Genomic DNA, 17,807 nt, shown 5'->3' on the forward strand with positions numbered 1-17,807 from the left:
GAGGTTCATGACGGATACCAAGTTGGTATACCAAAATGGTATGCACAACAACCCGGATACCCGGCAGGCGTGACATGACCGAGCAAGCTTCCGAACAGAGCGGCTACAATATCCATTGGCGGCGCAACCTTGCCGTCTGCTTCGCCGGCTCGTTCAGCACGCTTATCGCCATGACGCTGCTGCTGCCGTTCCTGCCGCTTTACGTCGAGCAGCTCCGTGCCGAAGGCCATGCGGCAATCGTGCAGTGGTCGGGCATAGCCTATGGCGCGACCTTTTTTGCCGCGGCGCTGGTCGCCCCTTTATGGGGACGGCTCGGCGACCGCTACGGGCGCAAGGTCATGCTGGTGCGCGCCTCGTTCGGAATGGCGATCTGCATGTCGCTGACCGGCATGGTGCAGAGTGTATTGCAACTGGTGTTGCTGCGGCTGCTGATCGGCTTTGCCGGCGGCTATTCGTCGGGATCGACGATCCTGGTGGCCATGCAGACGCCGAAGGAGCGCTCCGGTCGGGCGCTGGGCGTTCTGGCTGCCGGCATCACCGCCGGGTCACTGGTCGGACCGCTGCTCGGCGGCCTGCTGCCGCCATTGATCGGCATCCGCGCGACCTTCCTGTTGTCGGGCGGCGTGATCTTCCTCGCTTTCCTCGCGACGACCTTCCTGATCAAGGAGAATCCGCCGGCGCCCAAGCCGATCTTGGCTGCGAAGCCAAGGAGCGGCTGGTCACAGATCCCGGACAAGCGGCCGATCGTGGCGATGCTGGCCACCGGCATGCTGCTCGCCTTCGCCAACATGTCGATCGAACCGATCATCACGGTCTATGTACAGCAGCTCATCGAGGACCAGAGCGAGGTGACGATGGTCGCCGGCGTCGTGATGTCGGCGGCCGCGCTCGGCACCATTTTGTCGTCGTCGTGGCTCGGCAAGCTCGCCGACCGCGTCGGCCACTGGAACGTCGTGGTCGGCGCTCTCGCCGTATCGGCTCTGCTGCTCATTCCGCAAGCCTTCGTTACCGATAGCTGGCAACTGATCGGCCTGCGCTTCCTGATGGGCCTTGCGCTGGGCGGGCTGTTGCCCTGCATCACCAGCGTCATCCGCCACAACATCCCGGATGGCGTCGGCGGCAATGTGCTCGGATTGGCGATCTCGGCGCAATATGTCGGCCAGGTCGCTGGGCCGTTGTCGGGCGGCTTCGTCGGCGGTCACTTCGGCATGCGAGCGGTGTTTCTCGGCACATCGGTGCTGATGGCTCTGGGTGCTGTCTACAATTGGATTGTCCAGTCGCGGCGAGCGCGGCATATGCTGCTGGAGGCCGGCGAATCCTGACGGCTCCCCGCAAGCCACGACGGAGCGCCCCATGAGCCTTTTCGAGAAACCTGGGAACGACGGCAGCCGCCTGCTTGTGCTGGCAGGCGGCCTGGTCGGCGCGGCGGGTGTAGCGCTGTCGGCGGCAGCCGCGCATCGCGGCGGCGCCTTCACCGGCACGGCGGCCAATTTCCTTTTGATGCATGCGCCGGTGTTCCTCGCCGTCGGCCTTGCCGGCGGCAACCGCTGTCTCAGGATTGCCAGTCTCGTTCTGCTTGCGGGCCTGCTTCTCTTTGCGGGCGACCTCATCGCCCGCGACTTTCTCGGCGCGCGGCTATTCCCGATGTCGGCGCCGATCGGCGGCACGCTGCTGATCGCCGGCTGGCTGGCGATCGCCGTCTCGGCGCTGTGGCGCCCTCGCCGCTGAGCCTTCCGGGCTATTTGCGGCCCATGCGCAGTTTGCGCGGGGCCGGCTTCGCGGCACGGCGGCGTTCCGGCCGTTCGGTCGACGGCGTGATACCCCAGTAGTTGCGATAGACATCCTGGAACAGGTGACCAATCGGATGCATGGCTGCCTCCTTAAGATATTGGATCGATTCAATCGATCGGCGTGAAAGATAGCTGCCGTCTAGGCGCGCTTGCGCTCCACAACGAGGCGCGGTTCGCGTCTCCATGGGTTCGCCCAACCGCGGCGTCTTTCACTTGCGGTCCTCGAGGCGATGCCCCAATCGTTGCGGTAGATGTCTTCGAACAGATAACTGACCGGATGCATGGCACCCTCCCTTCAAAACTGACCTCGCCGAAACGAGACCTTGGATCGATTCAAATCATAACCCTGATACCTTTTAAGTCAAGCGAAATTTGAATCGATACAAGAAAAATGTTAGATGACCTGCGACAATTCCAAGGTCATGTTCGTGATGTGACCGGATTCGGAGGATCGACATGGCGTCACTAATCGAAGGCCAGGCCAGGCCCATCCGGCTGGCGGACATCGCCAAGGCCGCCGGCGTCTCGCATGGCACGGCCTCGAATGTCTTCAGTCGACCGGAGATCGTGCGCGCCGAAGTGCGCGAACGGGTCAAGGCGATGGCGGAGAAGATGGGCTATGCCGGGCCAGATCCGAAAGGCCGCCTGCTGCGCGCCGGCAAGGTCAACGCCATCGGCGTCGCCACCACGGAGCCCCTCTCCTACTTCTTCGACGATCCCTTCGCCCGTGTCATGATGGCCGGCATTTCGCAAGCCTGCGACGCCACCGGCGCCGGCATCGCGCTGGTCTCGGCCGCCAACCAGGAAAAGCTTGCCTGGAACGTCCAGAGTGCGCTTGTCGACGGCTTCGTCCTGTTCTGCATTGAAGGCGGCTCGCGCCTCGTCGACCTGACCCGCGAACGCAAACTGCCTTTCGTGGCGCTGGAACTCGGCTTCGACGACGAGACAGTTTCGGCAATCGGCGTCGACAATGTCGCCGGCGCGCGGCTTGCGGCGCGCCATCTGGCCGATCTAGGCCATCGCCGCTTCGCCGTGCTGTCGCTGGCCTTTGCCGACGGCCGCACCGGCTTTGCCACGCCCGAAATCGTGCGCAGCGCGCGCTATACGGGAACGCGCGACCGCCTTGCTGGCTATTTCGAGGAGCTTTCCCGCTTCGGCATCGATACGGCGAGGATCCCGGTCTACGAGACCGAGAACGAGGAGACGAGCACGAAGGCCGGGCTCGAGGCGATCTTCGCCGCCGGCGAGCCGCCGACCGCGATCCTGGCGATGTCCGACAGGATGGCGCTTGTTGCCATCGACTGGCTGAAAGCGCAGGGTCTAAGCGCCCCGGGCGATGTCTCCATTGTCGGCTTCGACGGCGTGCCTGACGGCGCGCTGTGCACGCCGCCGCTGACCACGGTCGCACAGCCGATCACCGAGATCGGCCGCCGGGCCGCGCGTATGATCCTCGACCATGACGGCGCGGTGCGACGCGAGACGATGGGCGTCGAGCTTGTCGTCAGAGGCTCGAGCGGGCCTGCCCGAAAAGGCTAGGGCAATTCCAGGAAAAGGGTGAGCGGTTAAGTTCGGCGACTTCGCCGTAACCCTCCGTCCGGAATTGCGTAAAAACAAAGAGTTATAGCGCTTCGCCGTTTCCATGTAGTGGCGAAGCGCCCTGGCTATCGCACGATGTCGAAGAAAGAGTTCGTCCACTCAACCTGCTCGCCAGTTGCCACGCTCTGGCAGGCCTTAACCGCCTGCCGGGAGATTCCGGCCGACTTGGCGAAGCTGTCAGCATCAACCGAAGGAAAGCAAGCTCGCAAGGGCGCGCTTTCGGCCCGGCCGCGGCAGCGGCAGCGCGCGCCGAGGCGCTTAGCGGGTTGACCGACTCCACTGGCCCGCGCCAGCTGGTCATCATCGCTCCGGAACGTAGGTCAGCAGGACGGAGCCGTTGCCGAACACCTTTTGCGCCTCGAGCTTGAGCTTGACGCTTGCAGGGTCGATCGCGTCATAGAGGCGCTGCCCCTTCCCGACGATCACCGGGATGATCCAGACCTGGATCTCGTCGATGAGGTGGTGCCCGAGCAGCGTTCGATCCAGCTTGCCGGTTCCGTACTTGACGAGATCCTTGCCCGGCTGCTGCTTGAGGCGGCGGATTTCCTCGACGACGTCGCCCATGAGCAGCGTGGCGTTCCAGGTCGTCTCGCGCAGGACCGTCGAGGCGACGTACTTCGGCATCGCGTTGATCCGGTCGAGGTAGGCGTCGCCCCTCGCCTGCGACCAGGTCGCCGCGAACGTCTCGTAGGTGACGCGACCGAACAGGAACGCGTCGTAGCGGTCCAGCGCGGCGAGCGCATGGCCGCGGCTCTCTGCGTCCCAGTACGACCCGGTCCAGGTCCACGGCGAGCCGACCACCCCGTCCAGCGACATCAGCGTACTTTCGATCAACTTTCTCATTTGCGGAATCCTTGACTTCTATAGGTGGTTGCCAATTCAGGCTTTGTGAGCGTGTAGTGCCCGCCGTGACCCTGCAATTCGGATGCTGCGCTCGCGATGATCGCGCCCGGCAATTGACGCCTCAGCATTGCGATATCCTGTTCTTTCGCTTGACAGAAAGAACCGTGACGAACGCGAATGAAACGGCCGTGACGGCAAAGGCGGCGCTGAATCCGATCGATGTCGCAAGCGCTGCAACGGCGAGGCCGCCAACGCCCAGTCCCGCGTCATACGCCACGTTCCACAATGCCGCCGCGCCATCTGCGTTTGAGGGTCCGACGCGGGCGAGCAGGTCTGCCAGCGTCGCGCTCTGCAGCACTCCGAAGGCCATTCCGCTCAGCAGCATTCCTGCGAGCATCGCGGCCTCGGCGTGAATTGACAGGCAGACTGCAGCGATTGCGCAGCTCGCAAGACCGGTCAGCGTCGCAGCGGTTGCCCCCTTTCGATCGATTTGGCGAGCCGATGCCCAGCGTGTGAACGCCGCACCGGCGCCCTGGAGGAACAGCCCGAACATGATCGAGCTATCGCTGGCCTCCGGGTGCGCAAGCGACACAACGGTCACTGCCGCGCCCACGAGAACCGCACCGCAGGCAAGACACAGCGCCGGCGACGCAGCTGCTCGCCAATGAGGCAGGCTGTGATCCTGCTGCTCCCCGACGCGAATATTCGCGGGGAGGACCACCGTGGCCGCGAGCGCGGCAAGGGCTAGGCTCGCGGCAGCCAATGCCGTTCCAGACGGGCCGAGGTGGATCAGCACCCAAGGGCCAAGCGGCACGGCAAGGATAGCAGGGACGGCGGACGCCACCCCATAGAGGCTCATAGCCTCAGCTCGGCGTGATGGCGGAGCCAACTGGACCGAAATGCCGCAGGCGGCGACCAGCAAGACGCCAAGGGCCATACCCCGGGCGACGCAGTTCACGAGGATCAGCGCCAGCGATGACGGCAAAGCAGCCAGGCACGCAATCGCGAGGACAACGAGCGCCAGTGCGAGCGCGACCTTGCGACCGCAGGAAGCGACGATTCGCGGCGCGACGACTTCCCCAGCGATGGTCGCCGCCATGAGAACGCCGGTCGCTGCGCCCGCGGCGGACGGACCGCCAAGACTCGCCGCGAGCGCCGGGATGGCCGAGAGGAGCAGATAGAAGCTGCTCATGGCTGATAGCATCACGCCCACCATGCCTAGCATGGGTGCCGTGAAGATCGGTTCGACCGTGGTCTGCTTTGGCACCGCGAAAATTGCTGTGGTCGTCATCTGTTTTCTCCTGGCTGGTGTCCAACAGCGATCTAACGTGTTACTGGTCTGGTCGACATGACCACATTGGCGCCTTTTTAGTTGACCAGTCTAATCACGGACCTTGCGCTGGAGCTTGATCGGCAGAGCGGCGAGAGCCTCGGAAGCCAGCTCCGCCGCGGGCTGCTCAGGCAAATCCGCGAAGGCATCCTACGCGCGGGGGTCGGTCTCCCTTCGACGCGCGCCTTGGCTGTGCAGCTCGGGGTTTCCCGGCCACTTATCGTGGAGGCTTATTCTCAGCTCGCTGCGGAAGGATTTTTGACGCTACGGCGAGGAGCCAGGCCAGTCGTGGCGGCTGGGGCCGCGCACGTTGCTTCACCAGCTAAGGAAACGCTTCCCGAAAAGCCTGTCCGCTTTGATCTGCGACCGGCGATGCCCGACGTCGGGCTGTTCCCGCGCAAGGCTTGGGCCAGCGCGATTCGGATAGCTCTGAATGCACTTCCGGCGAGCGATCTTGGCTACGGCGATCTCAGAGGAAGCCCGATCTTGCGGTCCGCGCTTGCGGATTATCTGGGCCGGGTTCGCGGGTTGGTCGCGGATCCGACTCGCATTTTCATAACCAGCGGCTTCGCCGAAGGGCGGGCGCTGGCCTGCGTGGTCTTGCAGGCCGTCGGGGTCCGCCGGGTGGCGGTGGAAGACCCGGGTTACAGCGATTGGATCGCCGTCGATAAAGCCGGGCTCATCAGGGTGCCCGTTCCAGTGGACGAGAACGGAATCGACGTCGACCAGCTCATCGCGACCGCCGCAGAGGGGGCATTGATCACGCCTTCGCACCAGTTCCCGATCGGTGGGGTGCTCAGTGCAAGCCGGCGCCAACGTCTCGTCAAATGGCTCGAGGAACAGGACCGATATGTGCTCGAGGACGACTATGACGCCGAGTTTCGCTACGATCAGGCGGCGGTCGGCGCGCTTCAGGGCCTCGCCGCCGACCGCGTGATCTACGCGGGAACAGCAAGCAAGACGCTGGCGCCCGCTTTGAGGCTCGGTTGGCTGGTGGTGCCGCCGCCCCTGGTTGCGCCGATGGACGCGGAACTGCGCCGGTGGAAGGAGGGCTCACCGCGCATTGAACAGGATGCGCTCGCGCATCTGATGCAGACCGGAGCGTATGATCGGCACCTGCGGAAGATGCGCCGCATCTACCGTGATCGCCGCGACCTTCTTCTCGGATTCCTCAAGCGCGAACTTCCCGAGCTCAGCATCGAAGGCGCGGCCGCGGGACTTCACGTCACGGTGCGCTTGCCCCCGCACTTCACCGCCGCGAACGAAGCCGGCGTCGTTGCCTTCTTGCGAGATCGAGGTCTCGCGACCGAGGGTCTCGGTCGCTATACCGAGAACGCCTCAGGGCCGCGCCGGCTGTTCATTGGCTACGGGCGTATCGCTGACAGCGCGATCGGCCCAAGCATCAGGCTTCTGGCCGCGGCCGTTCGCTCGTTTGCGTTGCCCTTGCCTTGAATTGGCCGACTGACTGACGCCGACAGGTAAACTCAAAACGACCGATCGCCATAGCTCTCTGGTTCCCTGCCGCCCTACTCCCCGCACGTCAATCAGATCGAGCAGGCCTTCGCCAAAATCAAACATCTAAGCGCCATCAGTAGCCTCCCATCCTCGCCGGCGCCGGCCGCGCGCCGAATACGGCGCGCGCGGGCTCCTCGCGCACCGGTGTGGTCCGGGTCGGGTTCAGACCAGCAAGCCATTCGAGATAGAGCGCAAGCGCGAACTGCATGGCGATGCCGGCCGCGATCAGCAGCGTGTCATAGGCGATCCCGCCGGGGTTGATCAGTTTCAGCGCCTGCGCGGCCATGGCGAGCAGCGTGCCGGCGATGAACACCGGCAGCGACCGCTTGCCGAGGATCGCCAGCGGATTGTCGGGCCGGGCGCGGAAGATATTAGATACCGCCGGCAGCGCCACGATCAGGTAGCTCACGGACAGGATGTGCATGAGCCGCGGCAGCGACAGGAAGGTCTTGTCGAAGCCGCCGATCACGATCGGCAGGTTGAACCAGGTGATCTGCCCCCAGAGCGGGCTGTGCACCCAGATCGCCGCGCCGACGACATAGATGCCGGCGGCACCGACCAGCCAGCGGTTGACCGGGATACTGCCACCGCGCTTGACGTGCAGCATGCCGGCAACGCCGATGTTGAACAGGAACTGCCAGGACAGCGGGTTGAGGAACCACAGGCCCGGCTCCGGATAATTCGGCGGCGCGATCTGCCAAATGCCGGCGACCAGCCACAGCAGGCCCGACAGCGTCAGCGCCAACACCGGCCTGCAGCTGATCAACAGGATGAACGCCGGCGCGGCCAGGAGCAGCGCCGCGTAGACCGGCAGGATGTTGTTGTAGCCGAGCTGATGGCCGAGCGTGACGATGCCGAGCAGCACTTGCGGCGTGTTCTTCATCAGCGGCTCGATGTTGATCATGGTCAGCATTTCCGGCCGGTGCGCGAACACCGCCGCGGCACAGAACAGCGCGATCACCACCATGGTGATGACGATATGGGTGACGTAGAGCACGCCGGCCCGCCGCCACATCTTCAGGGTCGGAAGCAATCGGCCGCCCGGCTTGAACTTGGTGCCATAGGCAAGCGCGACCGAAATACCCGAGATCAGCACGAAGGCCTCCGCCGCGTCGGAGAAGCCGAAATTCTTGTAGGTCACGTTTTCGAAGATCGTGCCGGGAACATGATCGACGAAAATGGTAAGGAGCGCGAGCGCGCGCAGCACATCGATACGCGTGTCGCGAGCGTTGGAAACAGGGGTGGTCATCGACAAAAGGCCTCAGAGCTGGTGTTCGTATCCAGCAATGCGACCCCCGGGGCGCACCGCTTCGATTCCTCCCGACGGGAAGATATCGGCGCTGAAACGGTCTGAAATGCGCCTGGTTCAATCAACTTTCGCGGAGCGGGAAAATATTCTGTTTTGAAGCCGGCAAATCAACGAATCTCTCATAGAATCAAATGGATGTGAGTGTGTCCGAATATACAGACGAAAACAGTGCCCTGCGCGACGATCTTGCCTTTCGCTACCGTCTGGTGAGGCCAGCAAAGCCGAACCGCGAATGCCTTTTTGTCCTGCATGGATCGGGTGTGGACGAGACGACAATGCTGCCGTTGGCGAGGAAGATCTCGCCTGACGCGACATTGATCGCGGCGCGGGGCCGCGTCCCCCAGGATGACGGCTTTCGCTGGTTCGAGCGCATCACGCCAACCCGTTTCAAGCAGGCAAGCATCCGCAACGAGACCGCCGCCTATGCCCAATTTGCGGCCGAAGCGGCGAAGCGACATGGCCTCGACCTCAACCGAGCGACCTTTCTCGGCTACTCGAACGGCGCCAATGTCGTCTCGACACTTCTGCTGCTCAACCCCGGGCTTGTGAGGCGGGCGGCCCTGCTGCGCGCGATGCCGGTGCTCGACGATCCGCCTGCGGTGGACCTGCACGGTACACGCGTGCTGATCATCGCCGGCGCGGCCGACCAGACCTATGGCCCCTACGCGCCTGCTCTGGTGACGCTGTTCAGCCAGCGCGGCGCCGAGATCGACGCGCGCATCGTCGCCTCCGGGCATGAGTTCGGCGACACGGATGCCGCGATCGTGCGGCAATGGCTCACGGCACCGGTCGCCTGATCACGCGCGATCGTCTCGGAGCGACTCGTCGCCCGCCGGCAATGCGTGCTTGCGTCCCGGCAATCATAAGGGCCAGCCCGCTTTCGAAAAGCGCCTCGTGGCCGCCGGCTCTGTGGTGAGCGAGAGCGGCGCTCAACAGCGGAAAGCCGCTCGCCGCGGCGTCCAACGCGGCGCCACGGCCGGGACCATCCGGATAGGCGGCCTGTTCTTCGAGGACGCAACCCACCGTATAGCGTCCGATGGACATCATCAGCTCCAGGGCCATGACCGGGGTAAGACCGGCATCGCCCAGAAAATGCAGCAATTGCTCGAAACGTTCGAGTTCTCCCGGCTCGGCTTCGGTGCCGGCATGAACCCGCGCGCCATCGCGAAAGGCGACCAGCGCACCGCGAAAACTGCGCGCGTTGTTGCGCACGAAATCCTGCCAGCTTTCGCCGGGCATCGGCATCCGGTGCCTGTGGCCGCGTCGCAGCATCTCTTCATTCATCGCATCAAGCAAGGCGCGCTTGTTCTTGAAATGCCAGTAGAGCGCAGGCTGCTGGACCGTCAGCCGCTGCGCCAGCAGGCGCGTTGACAGCGCGTCGATACCGACCTCGTTCAACAGATCGAGAGCCACGTCGACAATCTGCGCCCTGCTCAGTTTCACGACTTGCCCTGTTTCCTTATCAATGATAAGCGCCACTTTATCGATGATAAATTAACAGAAAGTGGCCGGTTGTGAAAAGGGCCTATCTCATAGTGCTGATGGTCATGGCGATGGATGCCGTCGGCATCGGTCTGGTGATGCCAGTGCTGCCCGGCCTGCTGCGCGAGGTCGGCCACGTCGATGACATCGGCTGGATCTACGGCGCGTTCCTGTCGTCCTATGCCGCCATGCAGGTGGTCTTCTCGCCGTTGCTTGGCGCGCTGTCGGACCGTTATGGTCGAAGACCGCTGCTGCTCCTGGCGCTGGCGGGATCGATGGTCAATTACCTGTTCATGGCCTTTGCGCCATCGCTGTCGCTGCTGTTTGCCGGCCGCATCCTTGCCGGTATCACCGGCGCCAGCATGGCAGTGGCCTCTGCCTTCATCGCCGATATGACCGAGGAAGACCGCCGTGCCCGCGGCTTCGGCCATCTGAGCGCGGCCTACGGCGTCGGTTTCATCGCCGGCCCGGCGCTCGGCGGCGTGTTGGGGGACATCTGGCTGCGCGCGCCATTCCTGGCCGCCGCCGCCCTCAACGGTCTCAACCTGTTCCTCGCCTTCTTCCTGCTGCCCGAGCCGAAATGCGCCGTCGGTCCAGGCGAGATGCCGTCGCTCAATCCGCTGGCGCCGCTGCGCTGGGCTTTCACCTTCCCCGCCCTGCTGCCGCTGCTTGGCGCCATGATCGTGCTTGGCCTTGTCGGCGAAATCGGCGGCACGATCTGGGTGCTCTACGTCCAGGACAGGTTCGGCTGGGACCTGTTCACCGTCGGCATCTCGCTAGCGCTGTTCGGCCTGTTCCACGCCGGTGCGCAGGGGTTCGTCGCGGGCCCTATCGCGGAGCGTTGGGGCGAAAGGCGCACGTTGCTGATCGCTATCCTCGCCGACAGCATCGCTTATGTCTCGATCGCGCTGGCCTGGCAAAGCTGGATGGCCTTCGCGCTGCTGCCACTGTTCTGCCTCGGCGGCATCGGTTCGCCTGCGCTTCAGTCGCTGCTCACCGCACGCATCGGCGCAGATCACCAGGGTCGCCTGCAAGGCGTGCTCACCTCGCTGATGAGCCTGGTTTCGGTGGTCGGCCCCCTCGCTATCGCCATGCTCTATTTCCGCACGCGCGCCTTCTTTCCCGGCCTGGTGTGGATCGCGGGCGCAGCACTCTACGCGCTATGCCTGCCGCTGCTTCTTGCAAGGCCGGCGCCGCGGGATGAGGCGGCGCGACCCGGCTGAGCCGGTCCCCTATTTCTTCTGGACAATTGAGAGCTTCGGCTTGTGGGCCTCCCGGATGATCTGCGCGGCTTCCTGGACGGTAATCCCGCACTTGCGGGCATAGTAGGCGGCTTCCGCTTCCAACTCAGCTTCTATCGAAAGTTCAACCGCGTGCTTTTGCTTCTTTTTCGCCTTCTTCCCCATGGGACGAGTCATAGCACATTACGGGCCTTGGCTGAATGTCAGTATAGGCGGCTGGTTAAAATTCAAACTGAGACACTACTCACATATCCCTGCCATGCAGGCAGAGCTTCGCCTGTGTCTGCCTATCCCCGCCCCATCCTGTTCCAGGCATCGAGCCCGGCGATCTTGTAGGCTTCGGCCAGCGTCGGGTAGTTGAAGGTGTTGTTGACGAAGAAGTCGACCGTGCCGCCGAGATTGATCACCGCCTGGCCGATATGGATGAGTTCGGTAGCGCCCTCGCCGACGATGTGGGCGCCGAGCAGGCGGCGTGTCTCGACCGAGAACAGAAGCTTCAGGAAACCGCTCGAGACACCCATGATGTGGCCGCGCGAAGTTTCGCGAAAACGCGCCAGGCCGATTTCATAAGCGGCGCCGCTTTCGCGCACCTGTTCTTCCGACTGGCCTACCGTGGAGATTTCGGGCACGGCATAGATGCCATAGGGAAAGCTCTCGGGCGGCGGCGGCAGGTGGACGCCGAAGGCATGGCAGGCGGCGACCCGGCCCTGCTCCATCGAGGTCGAGGCGAGGCTCGGGAAGCCGATGACGTCGCCGGCCGCATAGATGTTGGGCACGCTGGTCTGGAAGGTGTGCGGGTTGACCTTGATGCGGCCTCTGGCATCGGCTTCGATGCCGACGGCCTCGAGGTCGAGACTGGCGACGTTGCCGGTACGCCCGGCGGCGTAGAGAACCATCTCGGAGCGGATGGTGCGGCCGTCGGCCAGCGTTACCTCGGCATGGTCGGGTTTCGAGGCGATCTCCTTGACCGTGCTGCCCAGCCGGATGGTCATGCCGCGATCGCGCATCTGATGGATGAAGTCGTCAACGATCTCGCGATCGATGAAATCGAGGATGGAGGTACGCGGCTCGACCAGCGTTACCGGCACGTCGAGGGCAGAGAAAATGGTGGCGTATTCGACGCCGATGACGCCGGCGCCAATCACGGTCAGCGTGCGCGGCAGATGATCGAGCTCCAGCATCTCGTCGCTGTCGAAGACGCGCTTCTTGTCGAAGGGTACATCGGCCGGGCGATGCGGCCTCGTGCCGACCGCGATCAGCGCATTGCCGAAACCTATTTCGCTGTAATCGCCATTGTCGGCGGTCAGACTGGCCTTGTTCGGTCCGAGGAATTTCACTGCCGCGCGGGCACTTTTGACCGTGTTGCGCATGAACTGGTGCTGCAGCACCTCTACTTCATGGTCGAGCGTCTTGTGCAGGCGATCGACCAGGTCGGAAATCGAAATGTCCTGCTTGACCCGGTAGCCCCGTCCGTAGAAGCCGCGTTCGCGCCAGCCTGACAGATTGAGTACCGTTTCGCGCAACGTCTTCGAAGGGATGGTGCCGGTGTGCACCGAGACGCCGCCCAGGCGCCTGCCTCGGTCGACCACCAGAACCGACTTGCCGAGCTTCGCCGATTGCACGGCCGCGCGACGGCCGGAAGGCCCGCTGCCGATGACGAGCATATCGTAATCCATGTCCCCGATCCCCTTTGTGCGCCGCAGCAAGCTAGACCGGGAAGAATGTCATGTTCAACCGCTCCATTCGCTTGCAGCGAGGCGAATCCGCGCGATGCAACCAAAAACCCGCAAAACCTTAACCGGACGGCAAGGCTTGCGTGCAATGGTCCTGACGAGGGGAACCACCGGGGTAGTTCGAGTTGACCATTTCCAAAAGTGACGCGCTGCCTGGCGCAGAGACTGGTTTTTGGTCCGGTCTTCAGAGCAGTACGGTTGTGACCGACCTGCGCGAAGGCCTGTTCCGTTTCATTGCGCTCGCCGTCGCGGCATTCTTCATCTATCGCGGCGTGCACAATCTGGTCATCGACAACGGCCGGCTCAACGTCCTCATGCTGCTGATTTCCGAGACGCTCACCTTTGTCTGGCTGCTCTTCGCACGGCGGCCGCTGGTGCGCGACTGGAGCCCTTTCACCGTCTTCATCTCGCTGACCGCGGGCTTCGGCTCCGGCCTTATCTCGCTGGAGCCAGGTCTCGCCATCGTCCCGCTCTACATTGCAGCGCCACTGCAGTTCCTGGCGCTGTGGGTGGTAATCTGGGGAAAGATGTCGCTCGGCCGATCCTTCGCCATCCTGCCGGCCAATCGTGGCGTCGTCACCGGCGGCGCCTACCAGTATGTGCGCCACCCGATCTATGCCGGCTACCTGATGGGACACATCCTGTTCCTGCTGTCGAGCTTCTCGATCTACAACTTCACCGTCTACGCGTTCATCACCCTGTTCCAGGTCCATCGCATCCTGCGCGAAGAGCGCATTCTGGCGCTGACGCCGGAATATAGCGACTATCTCGAGCGGGTTCGCTACCGGCTGGTCCCCGGCATCTTCTGATACTGCGCCGGTCCACCGGCGCGCGTTCCTTGAAATCCAGGCCGCCCTCACCATTTGAAAAGGCGGCCGGCATCGCCCTGTGATGCCAATGAAGGAACGGATATGAACGCACGCGTATTGGACGGCGAGATCATCGCCACCAGGTTCGAGGACACCCGCGCCTATCGCGGTGTGCGCACAAGGCGCATCTTCGCCTTCCTGCTCGACTATTTCTTCGTCGCGCTGCTCACCATCCCGTTTGCCATCCTGATCGCCATTCTCGGGCTTTTGACCTTCGGTCTTGGCTGGGCCTTGTTTTCCGTGCTCGTGCCGATGGTGGCGATCCTCTATGTCTGGAACACACTGGGCAGCACCGACCAGGCGACGACCGGCATGAGGATCATGGGCATCAGGCTGGAAAAGCTCGACGGCAGCAGCATCGATGGCATGACCGCGGTGGTGCACTCTGTCCTGTTCTGGGCCGGCAATGTCATCCTGACGCCGCTGGTGCTGCTGGTCACCTTGTTCTCGGATCGCAAGCGCACGCTGCACGACCTGCTCTTGGGAACGGTCGTCACCCGCACCGATATCTGACCATGTCCGCAACCGCCGTCGCCATTCCGTCTCAGCGATCGCGCGTAAATATGATTGCCGCGGGCCGGTTGGAGCGGTTCACCGTTTCATGGAAACGGCGACCCGCTCCGGACGAAAAACCGCTTCACACTTTTCCCGGAATTGCTGTTCGTTTGGACGCAATTCCGGACGAAAAACCGCTTCACACTTTTCCTGGAATTGCTGTTCGTTTGGACGCAATTCCGGACGAAAAACCGCTTCACACTTTTCCTGGAATTGCTTTTAGGCAGCACAATCCTGTTGAATTTTTCCACGACCGGGCCAAAGGTAGGGCGATTCGCAGGAGCCTTTCCAAGATTAGATGACGCAGCATCCGACCCAGTCGCCGCAGTTCTTCCTGACCGCGCCGTCGCCCTGCCCCTATCTGGAGGGTCAGTTCGAGCGCAAGGTGTTTACGCACCTGGTCGGCGACAAGGCGCCGGAGATGAACGACCTGTTGACACAAGGCGGCTTCCGACGCTCGCAAAACATCGCTTACCGCCCCGCCTGCGAGTCCTGCCGGGCCTGTGTGTCGGTGCGCATCCTGGCGCAGGAATTCGAGCCCAGCCGCAACATGCGCCGCGTCTCCCAGCACAATGCCGATCTCGTCGGCGCCATGCATGACGCGCAGCCCTCGACCGAACAATATTCGCTGTTTCGTGCCTATCTCGATGCCCGCCACCGTCGCGGCGGCATGTCGGACATGACCGTGCTCGACTATGCGATGATGGTCGAGGACACGCATGTCGACACCAAGATCATCGAATACCGGCGCCGCGGCCCCGACACCTTCATCACCGGCAAGGGCCAGGGCGAGCTGATCGCGGTGGCGCTGACCGACAAAATGGCCGACGGCCTGTCGATGGTCTATTCCTACTTCAATCCCGATTTCGAGGACCGCTCGCTCGGCACCTTCATGATCCTCGACCACATCGCCCGTGCCAAGGCGATGGGGCTGCCCCACGTCTATCTCGGCTACTGGGTCAACGGCTCGCGCAAGATGAGCTATAAGATGCGCTTCATGCCGCAGGAGCATCTCGGCCCGAAGGGCTGGGAACGCTACGACCACGAAGCGGTCAGTCGCTAAAACAGTTTTCCCGAGCCCACCCTTAATAGTGTTTCAAGGAAGAAGACGCTGGTCTTGCGCCCTCCCCGCGGGAGAAGTGTGCAGGGATGCCAGCCCTTGCTCCCGCTTCATTTCGAGAATGATCACATGTCTTCCCATACCGATCACCAGAAAGGCCTCCTGATCACCGCCATCGGCGGACTGGTGCTGAGCATCGATATTCCACTGATCCGGCTCGCCCACGGCGAGGCATGGACCATCCTTTTGCTGCGCACCAGTTGTACCTTGGCGGCGGCGCTGATCATGTGGGCCGTCTGGCGCGCGTACAGCAAGGATGCGCCGCAGCTCATACCCGGCTGGTCGGGGCTGATCGTCGCCGTGATCTACGGACTTGGCGCGGTCGCCTTCATGACGGCCGTCTACCACACCTCTACCGCCGATCTGGTCTTCATCCTGGCCTTCAACACCGTGTTCGCGGCGCTGCTGTCCTGGTTGTTCCTGAAGGAGCGGCCGCGGCCGCTGACCCTTGCCGCCATGGCGCTAATGATCGTGGGGGTCGCCATCATCGTCGGCGATTCCGTCGGCACAGGATATCTGTTTGGCGACCTGATGGCGTTGTGTTCGGCCTTCCTCATCGCCTGCGCCATCACCATCTCGCGCGCCAGCGGCAAGGACATGGGCTTTACCGCGCTTATCGGCGTGATCCTGCCCTTCGCAGTGGCGGCGTTCATGGTTTCCAGGACCGGTTTTCAGGTCGAGGCGCCGTGGTGGATCATCCTGAACGGCGGCGTCGTCATGCCGATCGCGTTCTTCTGCCTCGCCAACGGGCCGAAATACATCTCGGGCGCCGAAGTCGCGATGTTCTATCTCCTGGAAACGATACTGGCGCCGGTCTGGGTGTGGATGATCTTCGCCGAGATACCGTCCCGCAACAGCCTGATCGGCGGCGGGATCATGATCGTCACACTGGTCGCGCATTCGCTTTGGCAACTGCACGAGGGCCGCAAGCGCCGCGCGAACCTCGCGGTGCATCACCCGGCTTGAACCTTGCGGGGCTCGGCCGCCGCTTCGATTTGCGGCGGCCCGCTGTCATCGTCAGCGACAGGCGGAAGCTCGTCTGTGATCTCGACCTCGCGCAGCCACTCACGCCAGATGGCGACGAGCAGCGCCATCAGCACCGGGCCGATGAACAGGCCCAGGAAGCCCATCGTCTTGACGCCGCCGATCAAGCCGAAAAAGGTCGGCAGGAAAGGCAGCTTGATCGGACCGCCAACCAGCTTCGGCCGCAGCGTCTTGTCGACGACGAAGAGCTCGACCGCACCCCAGATGAACAGCACCAGGCCGGCAACCATCTTGCCGCTGGCGGCGAGATAGATCGAGACCAGCGTGAAGGAGAGCGGCGCGCCGCCTGGGATCAGCGCCATGATGCCGGTGAGCGCGCCTAGCGTCACCGGCGACGGCACGCCGGCGATCCAGTAAGCGACGCCCAGCACCAGCCCCTCGCCGATGGCGATGATGGTCATGCCGGTCACCGTGGACGAAATCGTCGCCGGCACGACGCGTGATATCCGCTCCCAGCGCGTCGGCAGGATGCGTTCGCCGAGGCGATCGATCTGCGCGGCGAAGGCCTCGCCGTCGCGATAGGCGAAGAACAGCGCGATCAGCATGAACAGCAGTGTCAAAACCAGACCGAAGGCGCTGCCGCCGGCGGCCAAAGCGCCGCGATAGATATTTCCGATGTTGGAGCCGCTGACCAGCTGGATCAGCTCGCCAATGCCGCCCGGATGGCCGAAATTGGTGGTCCACTGGTCGTTCAGCCAATCACCGATGACCGGCATGGTGGCGATCCATTGCGGCGTCACCGCGCCGTGGCGGTTGGTTTCGATCGCCCAGGTCACCCATTCGCGAAGCTCGTTGATGGCATAGGTGCCGGCAAGCGCGATCGGCACGACCAGGAAGGCGAGGATGAAGAGGATGGCCAAAGTAGCGCCGATGGTGCGGTTGCCGCCAACCGCGACAAGCAGGCGGCGATAAAGCGGCCAGCTGGCAAAGGCGATGACGAGCGCGGCCAGCACCGGGAACAGGAAGCCGTGGAAGAAATATACGCCGGCGGCGACGATCAGCACCAGCAGCCAGCGCGCCGCCGACAACGGCGGAATGACGGCGGACCTGAGCGGCGTCGAAAGACCGAACAGGCGCTGCTGCCCCGGCTTCTGGATTTCAGCCCGCTTCAATACGGCGTTTCTCCCCTGGCCGACAATTCCCGTGACTGCTTATGCACGATGATAGTGCAGCAATCGTGACGATAGTCCAAATGATTGGCGGAGCTCTTTCCTTCTCCCCTTGTGGGAGAAGGTGGATCGGCGCGCAGCGCCGAGACGGATGAGGGGTGTTCCAGCGAAGTGAGACGTTGGCGTTCCCTGGAGCACCCCTCATCCGTCGCCTTCGGCGACACCTTGCATAAGCGATGTTGTATGAAGTGGTCGTCTCGTAAGAGACGCC

The 17,807-nt window shown here is 63.3% G+C and carries 19 protein-coding genes and 1 pseudogene; 12 read left to right on the top strand and 8 right to left on the bottom strand.

Annotated elements, in window-relative coordinates:
• The first annotated feature begins 74 nt into the window (after positions 1–74).
• Together AB6802_RS21905 and AB6802_RS21910 are read left to right on the top strand one after the other, a co-directional pair.
• Positions 75–1,322: an MFS transporter gene (locus AB6802_RS21905; protein ID WP_371012258.1), complete on the top strand. Its 1,248-nt coding sequence runs from the start codon at positions 75–77 to the stop codon at positions 1,320–1,322.
• 31 nt (positions 1,323–1,353) lie between these two features.
• Positions 1,354–1,728 carry a DUF423 domain-containing protein gene (locus AB6802_RS21910; protein WP_371012259.1) on the top strand — a complete coding sequence of 125 codons (375 nt, stop codon included), beginning with the start codon at positions 1,354–1,356 and terminating at the stop codon, positions 1,726–1,728.
• A 10-nt stretch (positions 1,729–1,738) separates the two neighbouring features.
• Here AB6802_RS21910 and AB6802_RS21915 read toward each other — a convergent pair whose 3' ends face one another.
• On the bottom strand, positions 1,739–1,870 hold the full coding sequence (locus tag AB6802_RS21915) for a hypothetical protein (RefSeq protein ID WP_371012260.1): 132 nt from the start codon (positions 1,868–1,870) through the stop codon (positions 1,739–1,741).
• A gap of 376 nt (positions 1,871–2,246) precedes the next feature.
• On the opposite strand from AB6802_RS21915, the gene AB6802_RS21920 reads away from it, so the two are divergent.
• Complete coding sequence (locus AB6802_RS21920; RefSeq protein ID WP_371012261.1) at positions 2,247–3,326, top strand: LacI family DNA-binding transcriptional regulator; 1,080 nt, start codon at positions 2,247–2,249, stop codon at positions 3,324–3,326.
• Between the two features lie 360 nt (positions 3,327–3,686).
• Here the strand turns inward: AB6802_RS21920 and AB6802_RS21925 are convergent, their stop codons facing one another.
• Together AB6802_RS21925 and AB6802_RS21930 are read right to left on the bottom strand one after the other, a co-directional pair.
• Positions 3,687–4,229: a dihydrofolate reductase family protein gene (locus tag AB6802_RS21925; RefSeq protein WP_371012262.1), complete on the bottom strand. Its 543-nt coding sequence runs from the start codon at positions 4,227–4,229 to the stop codon at positions 3,687–3,689.
• A gap of 121 nt (positions 4,230–4,350) precedes the next feature.
• Positions 4,351–5,520, bottom strand: a complete 1,170-nt coding sequence (locus tag AB6802_RS21930; RefSeq protein ID WP_371012263.1) for an MFS transporter — start codon at positions 5,518–5,520, stop codon at positions 4,351–4,353.
• A gap of 81 nt (positions 5,521–5,601) precedes the next feature.
• Here AB6802_RS21930 and AB6802_RS21935 point away from each other — a divergent pair.
• Both AB6802_RS21935 and AB6802_RS21940 read left to right on the top strand, forming a co-directional pair.
• A pseudogene (locus AB6802_RS21935) lies at positions 5,602–5,826 on the top strand (GntR family transcriptional regulator); the annotation flags it as partial.
• A gap of 21 nt (positions 5,827–5,847) precedes the next feature.
• Positions 5,848–7,011, top strand: a complete 1,164-nt coding sequence (locus AB6802_RS21940; protein WP_371012281.1) for a PLP-dependent aminotransferase family protein — start codon at positions 5,848–5,850, stop codon at positions 7,009–7,011.
• 136 nt (positions 7,012–7,147) lie between these two features.
• On the opposite strand, the gene AB6802_RS21945 is transcribed toward AB6802_RS21940, so the two are convergent.
• The gene (locus AB6802_RS21945; RefSeq protein ID WP_371012264.1) at positions 7,148–8,323 is read right to left on the bottom strand and encodes an OpgC family protein; all 1,176 of its coding nucleotides are present in this window, start codon (positions 8,321–8,323) and stop codon (positions 7,148–7,150) included.
• A gap of 191 nt (positions 8,324–8,514) precedes the next feature.
• Between AB6802_RS21945 and AB6802_RS21950 the strand changes: the two genes are divergently transcribed.
• Complete coding sequence (locus AB6802_RS21950; protein ID WP_371012265.1) at positions 8,515–9,180, top strand: alpha/beta hydrolase; 666 nt, start codon at positions 8,515–8,517, stop codon at positions 9,178–9,180.
• On the opposite strand, the gene AB6802_RS21955 is transcribed toward AB6802_RS21950, so the two are convergent.
• Positions 9,161–9,826, bottom strand: a complete 666-nt coding sequence (locus AB6802_RS21955; protein ID WP_371012266.1) for a TetR/AcrR family transcriptional regulator C-terminal domain-containing protein — start codon at positions 9,824–9,826, stop codon at positions 9,161–9,163. The genes AB6802_RS21950 and AB6802_RS21955 overlap by 20 nt on opposite strands.
• A gap of 71 nt (positions 9,827–9,897) precedes the next feature.
• Between AB6802_RS21955 and AB6802_RS21960 the strand changes: the two genes are divergently transcribed.
• Positions 9,898–11,088, top strand: a complete 1,191-nt coding sequence (locus AB6802_RS21960; protein ID WP_371012267.1) for a TCR/Tet family MFS transporter — start codon at positions 9,898–9,900, stop codon at positions 11,086–11,088.
• 9 nt (positions 11,089–11,097) lie between these two features.
• On the opposite strand, the gene AB6802_RS21965 is transcribed toward AB6802_RS21960, so the two are convergent.
• Both AB6802_RS21965 and sthA read right to left on the bottom strand, forming a co-directional pair.
• A complete protein-coding gene (locus AB6802_RS21965) occupies positions 11,098–11,271 on the bottom strand; it encodes a hypothetical protein (RefSeq protein ID WP_371012268.1) in 174 nt (57 codons plus the stop codon).
• A 122-nt stretch (positions 11,272–11,393) separates the two neighbouring features.
• Positions 11,394–12,782 (bottom strand): Si-specific NAD(P)(+) transhydrogenase, encoded by a 1,389-nt coding sequence (gene sthA / locus AB6802_RS21970; RefSeq protein WP_371012269.1) that lies wholly within the window; start codon positions 12,780–12,782, stop codon positions 11,394–11,396.
• Between the two features lie 257 nt (positions 12,783–13,039).
• On the opposite strand from sthA, the gene AB6802_RS21975 reads away from it, so the two are divergent.
• The 5 genes from AB6802_RS21975 (at position 13,040) to AB6802_RS21995 (ending at position 16,349) form a co-directional block, all read left to right on the top strand.
• Complete coding sequence (locus AB6802_RS21975; protein ID WP_371012270.1) at positions 13,040–13,648, top strand: isoprenylcysteine carboxylmethyltransferase family protein; 609 nt, start codon at positions 13,040–13,042, stop codon at positions 13,646–13,648.
• Positions 13,649–13,750: 102 nt separating this feature from the next.
• Positions 13,751–14,221 (top strand): RDD family protein, encoded by a 471-nt coding sequence (locus tag AB6802_RS21980; protein WP_371012271.1) that lies wholly within the window; start codon positions 13,751–13,753, stop codon positions 14,219–14,221.
• Between the two features lie 2 nt (positions 14,222–14,223).
• A complete protein-coding gene (locus AB6802_RS21985; RefSeq protein WP_371012272.1) occupies positions 14,224–14,565 on the top strand; it encodes a hypothetical protein in 342 nt (113 codons plus the stop codon).
• Positions 14,562–15,326 carry an arginyltransferase gene (locus AB6802_RS21990; RefSeq protein ID WP_371012273.1) on the top strand — a complete coding sequence of 255 codons (765 nt, stop codon included), beginning with the start codon at positions 14,562–14,564 and terminating at the stop codon, positions 15,324–15,326. Before AB6802_RS21985 ends, AB6802_RS21990 begins: the two co-directional genes overlap by 4 nt.
• A gap of 126 nt (positions 15,327–15,452) precedes the next feature.
• The gene (locus tag AB6802_RS21995) at positions 15,453–16,349 is read left to right on the top strand and encodes a DMT family transporter (RefSeq protein ID WP_371012274.1); all 897 of its coding nucleotides are present in this window, start codon (positions 15,453–15,455) and stop codon (positions 16,347–16,349) included.
• On the opposite strand, the gene AB6802_RS22000 is transcribed toward AB6802_RS21995, so the two are convergent.
• On the bottom strand, positions 16,337–17,539 hold the full coding sequence (locus AB6802_RS22000; RefSeq protein WP_371012275.1) for an AI-2E family transporter: 1,203 nt from the start codon (positions 17,537–17,539) through the stop codon (positions 16,337–16,339). The two genes, AB6802_RS21995 and AB6802_RS22000, sit on opposite strands and share 13 nt — an antisense overlap.
• Between the last annotated feature and the right edge of the window lie 268 nt (positions 17,540–17,807).

The organism is Mesorhizobium sp. RCC_202 (genome assembly GCF_041355295.1).
Taxonomy (GTDB): domain Bacteria; phylum Pseudomonadota; class Alphaproteobacteria; order Rhizobiales; family Rhizobiaceae; genus Mesorhizobium.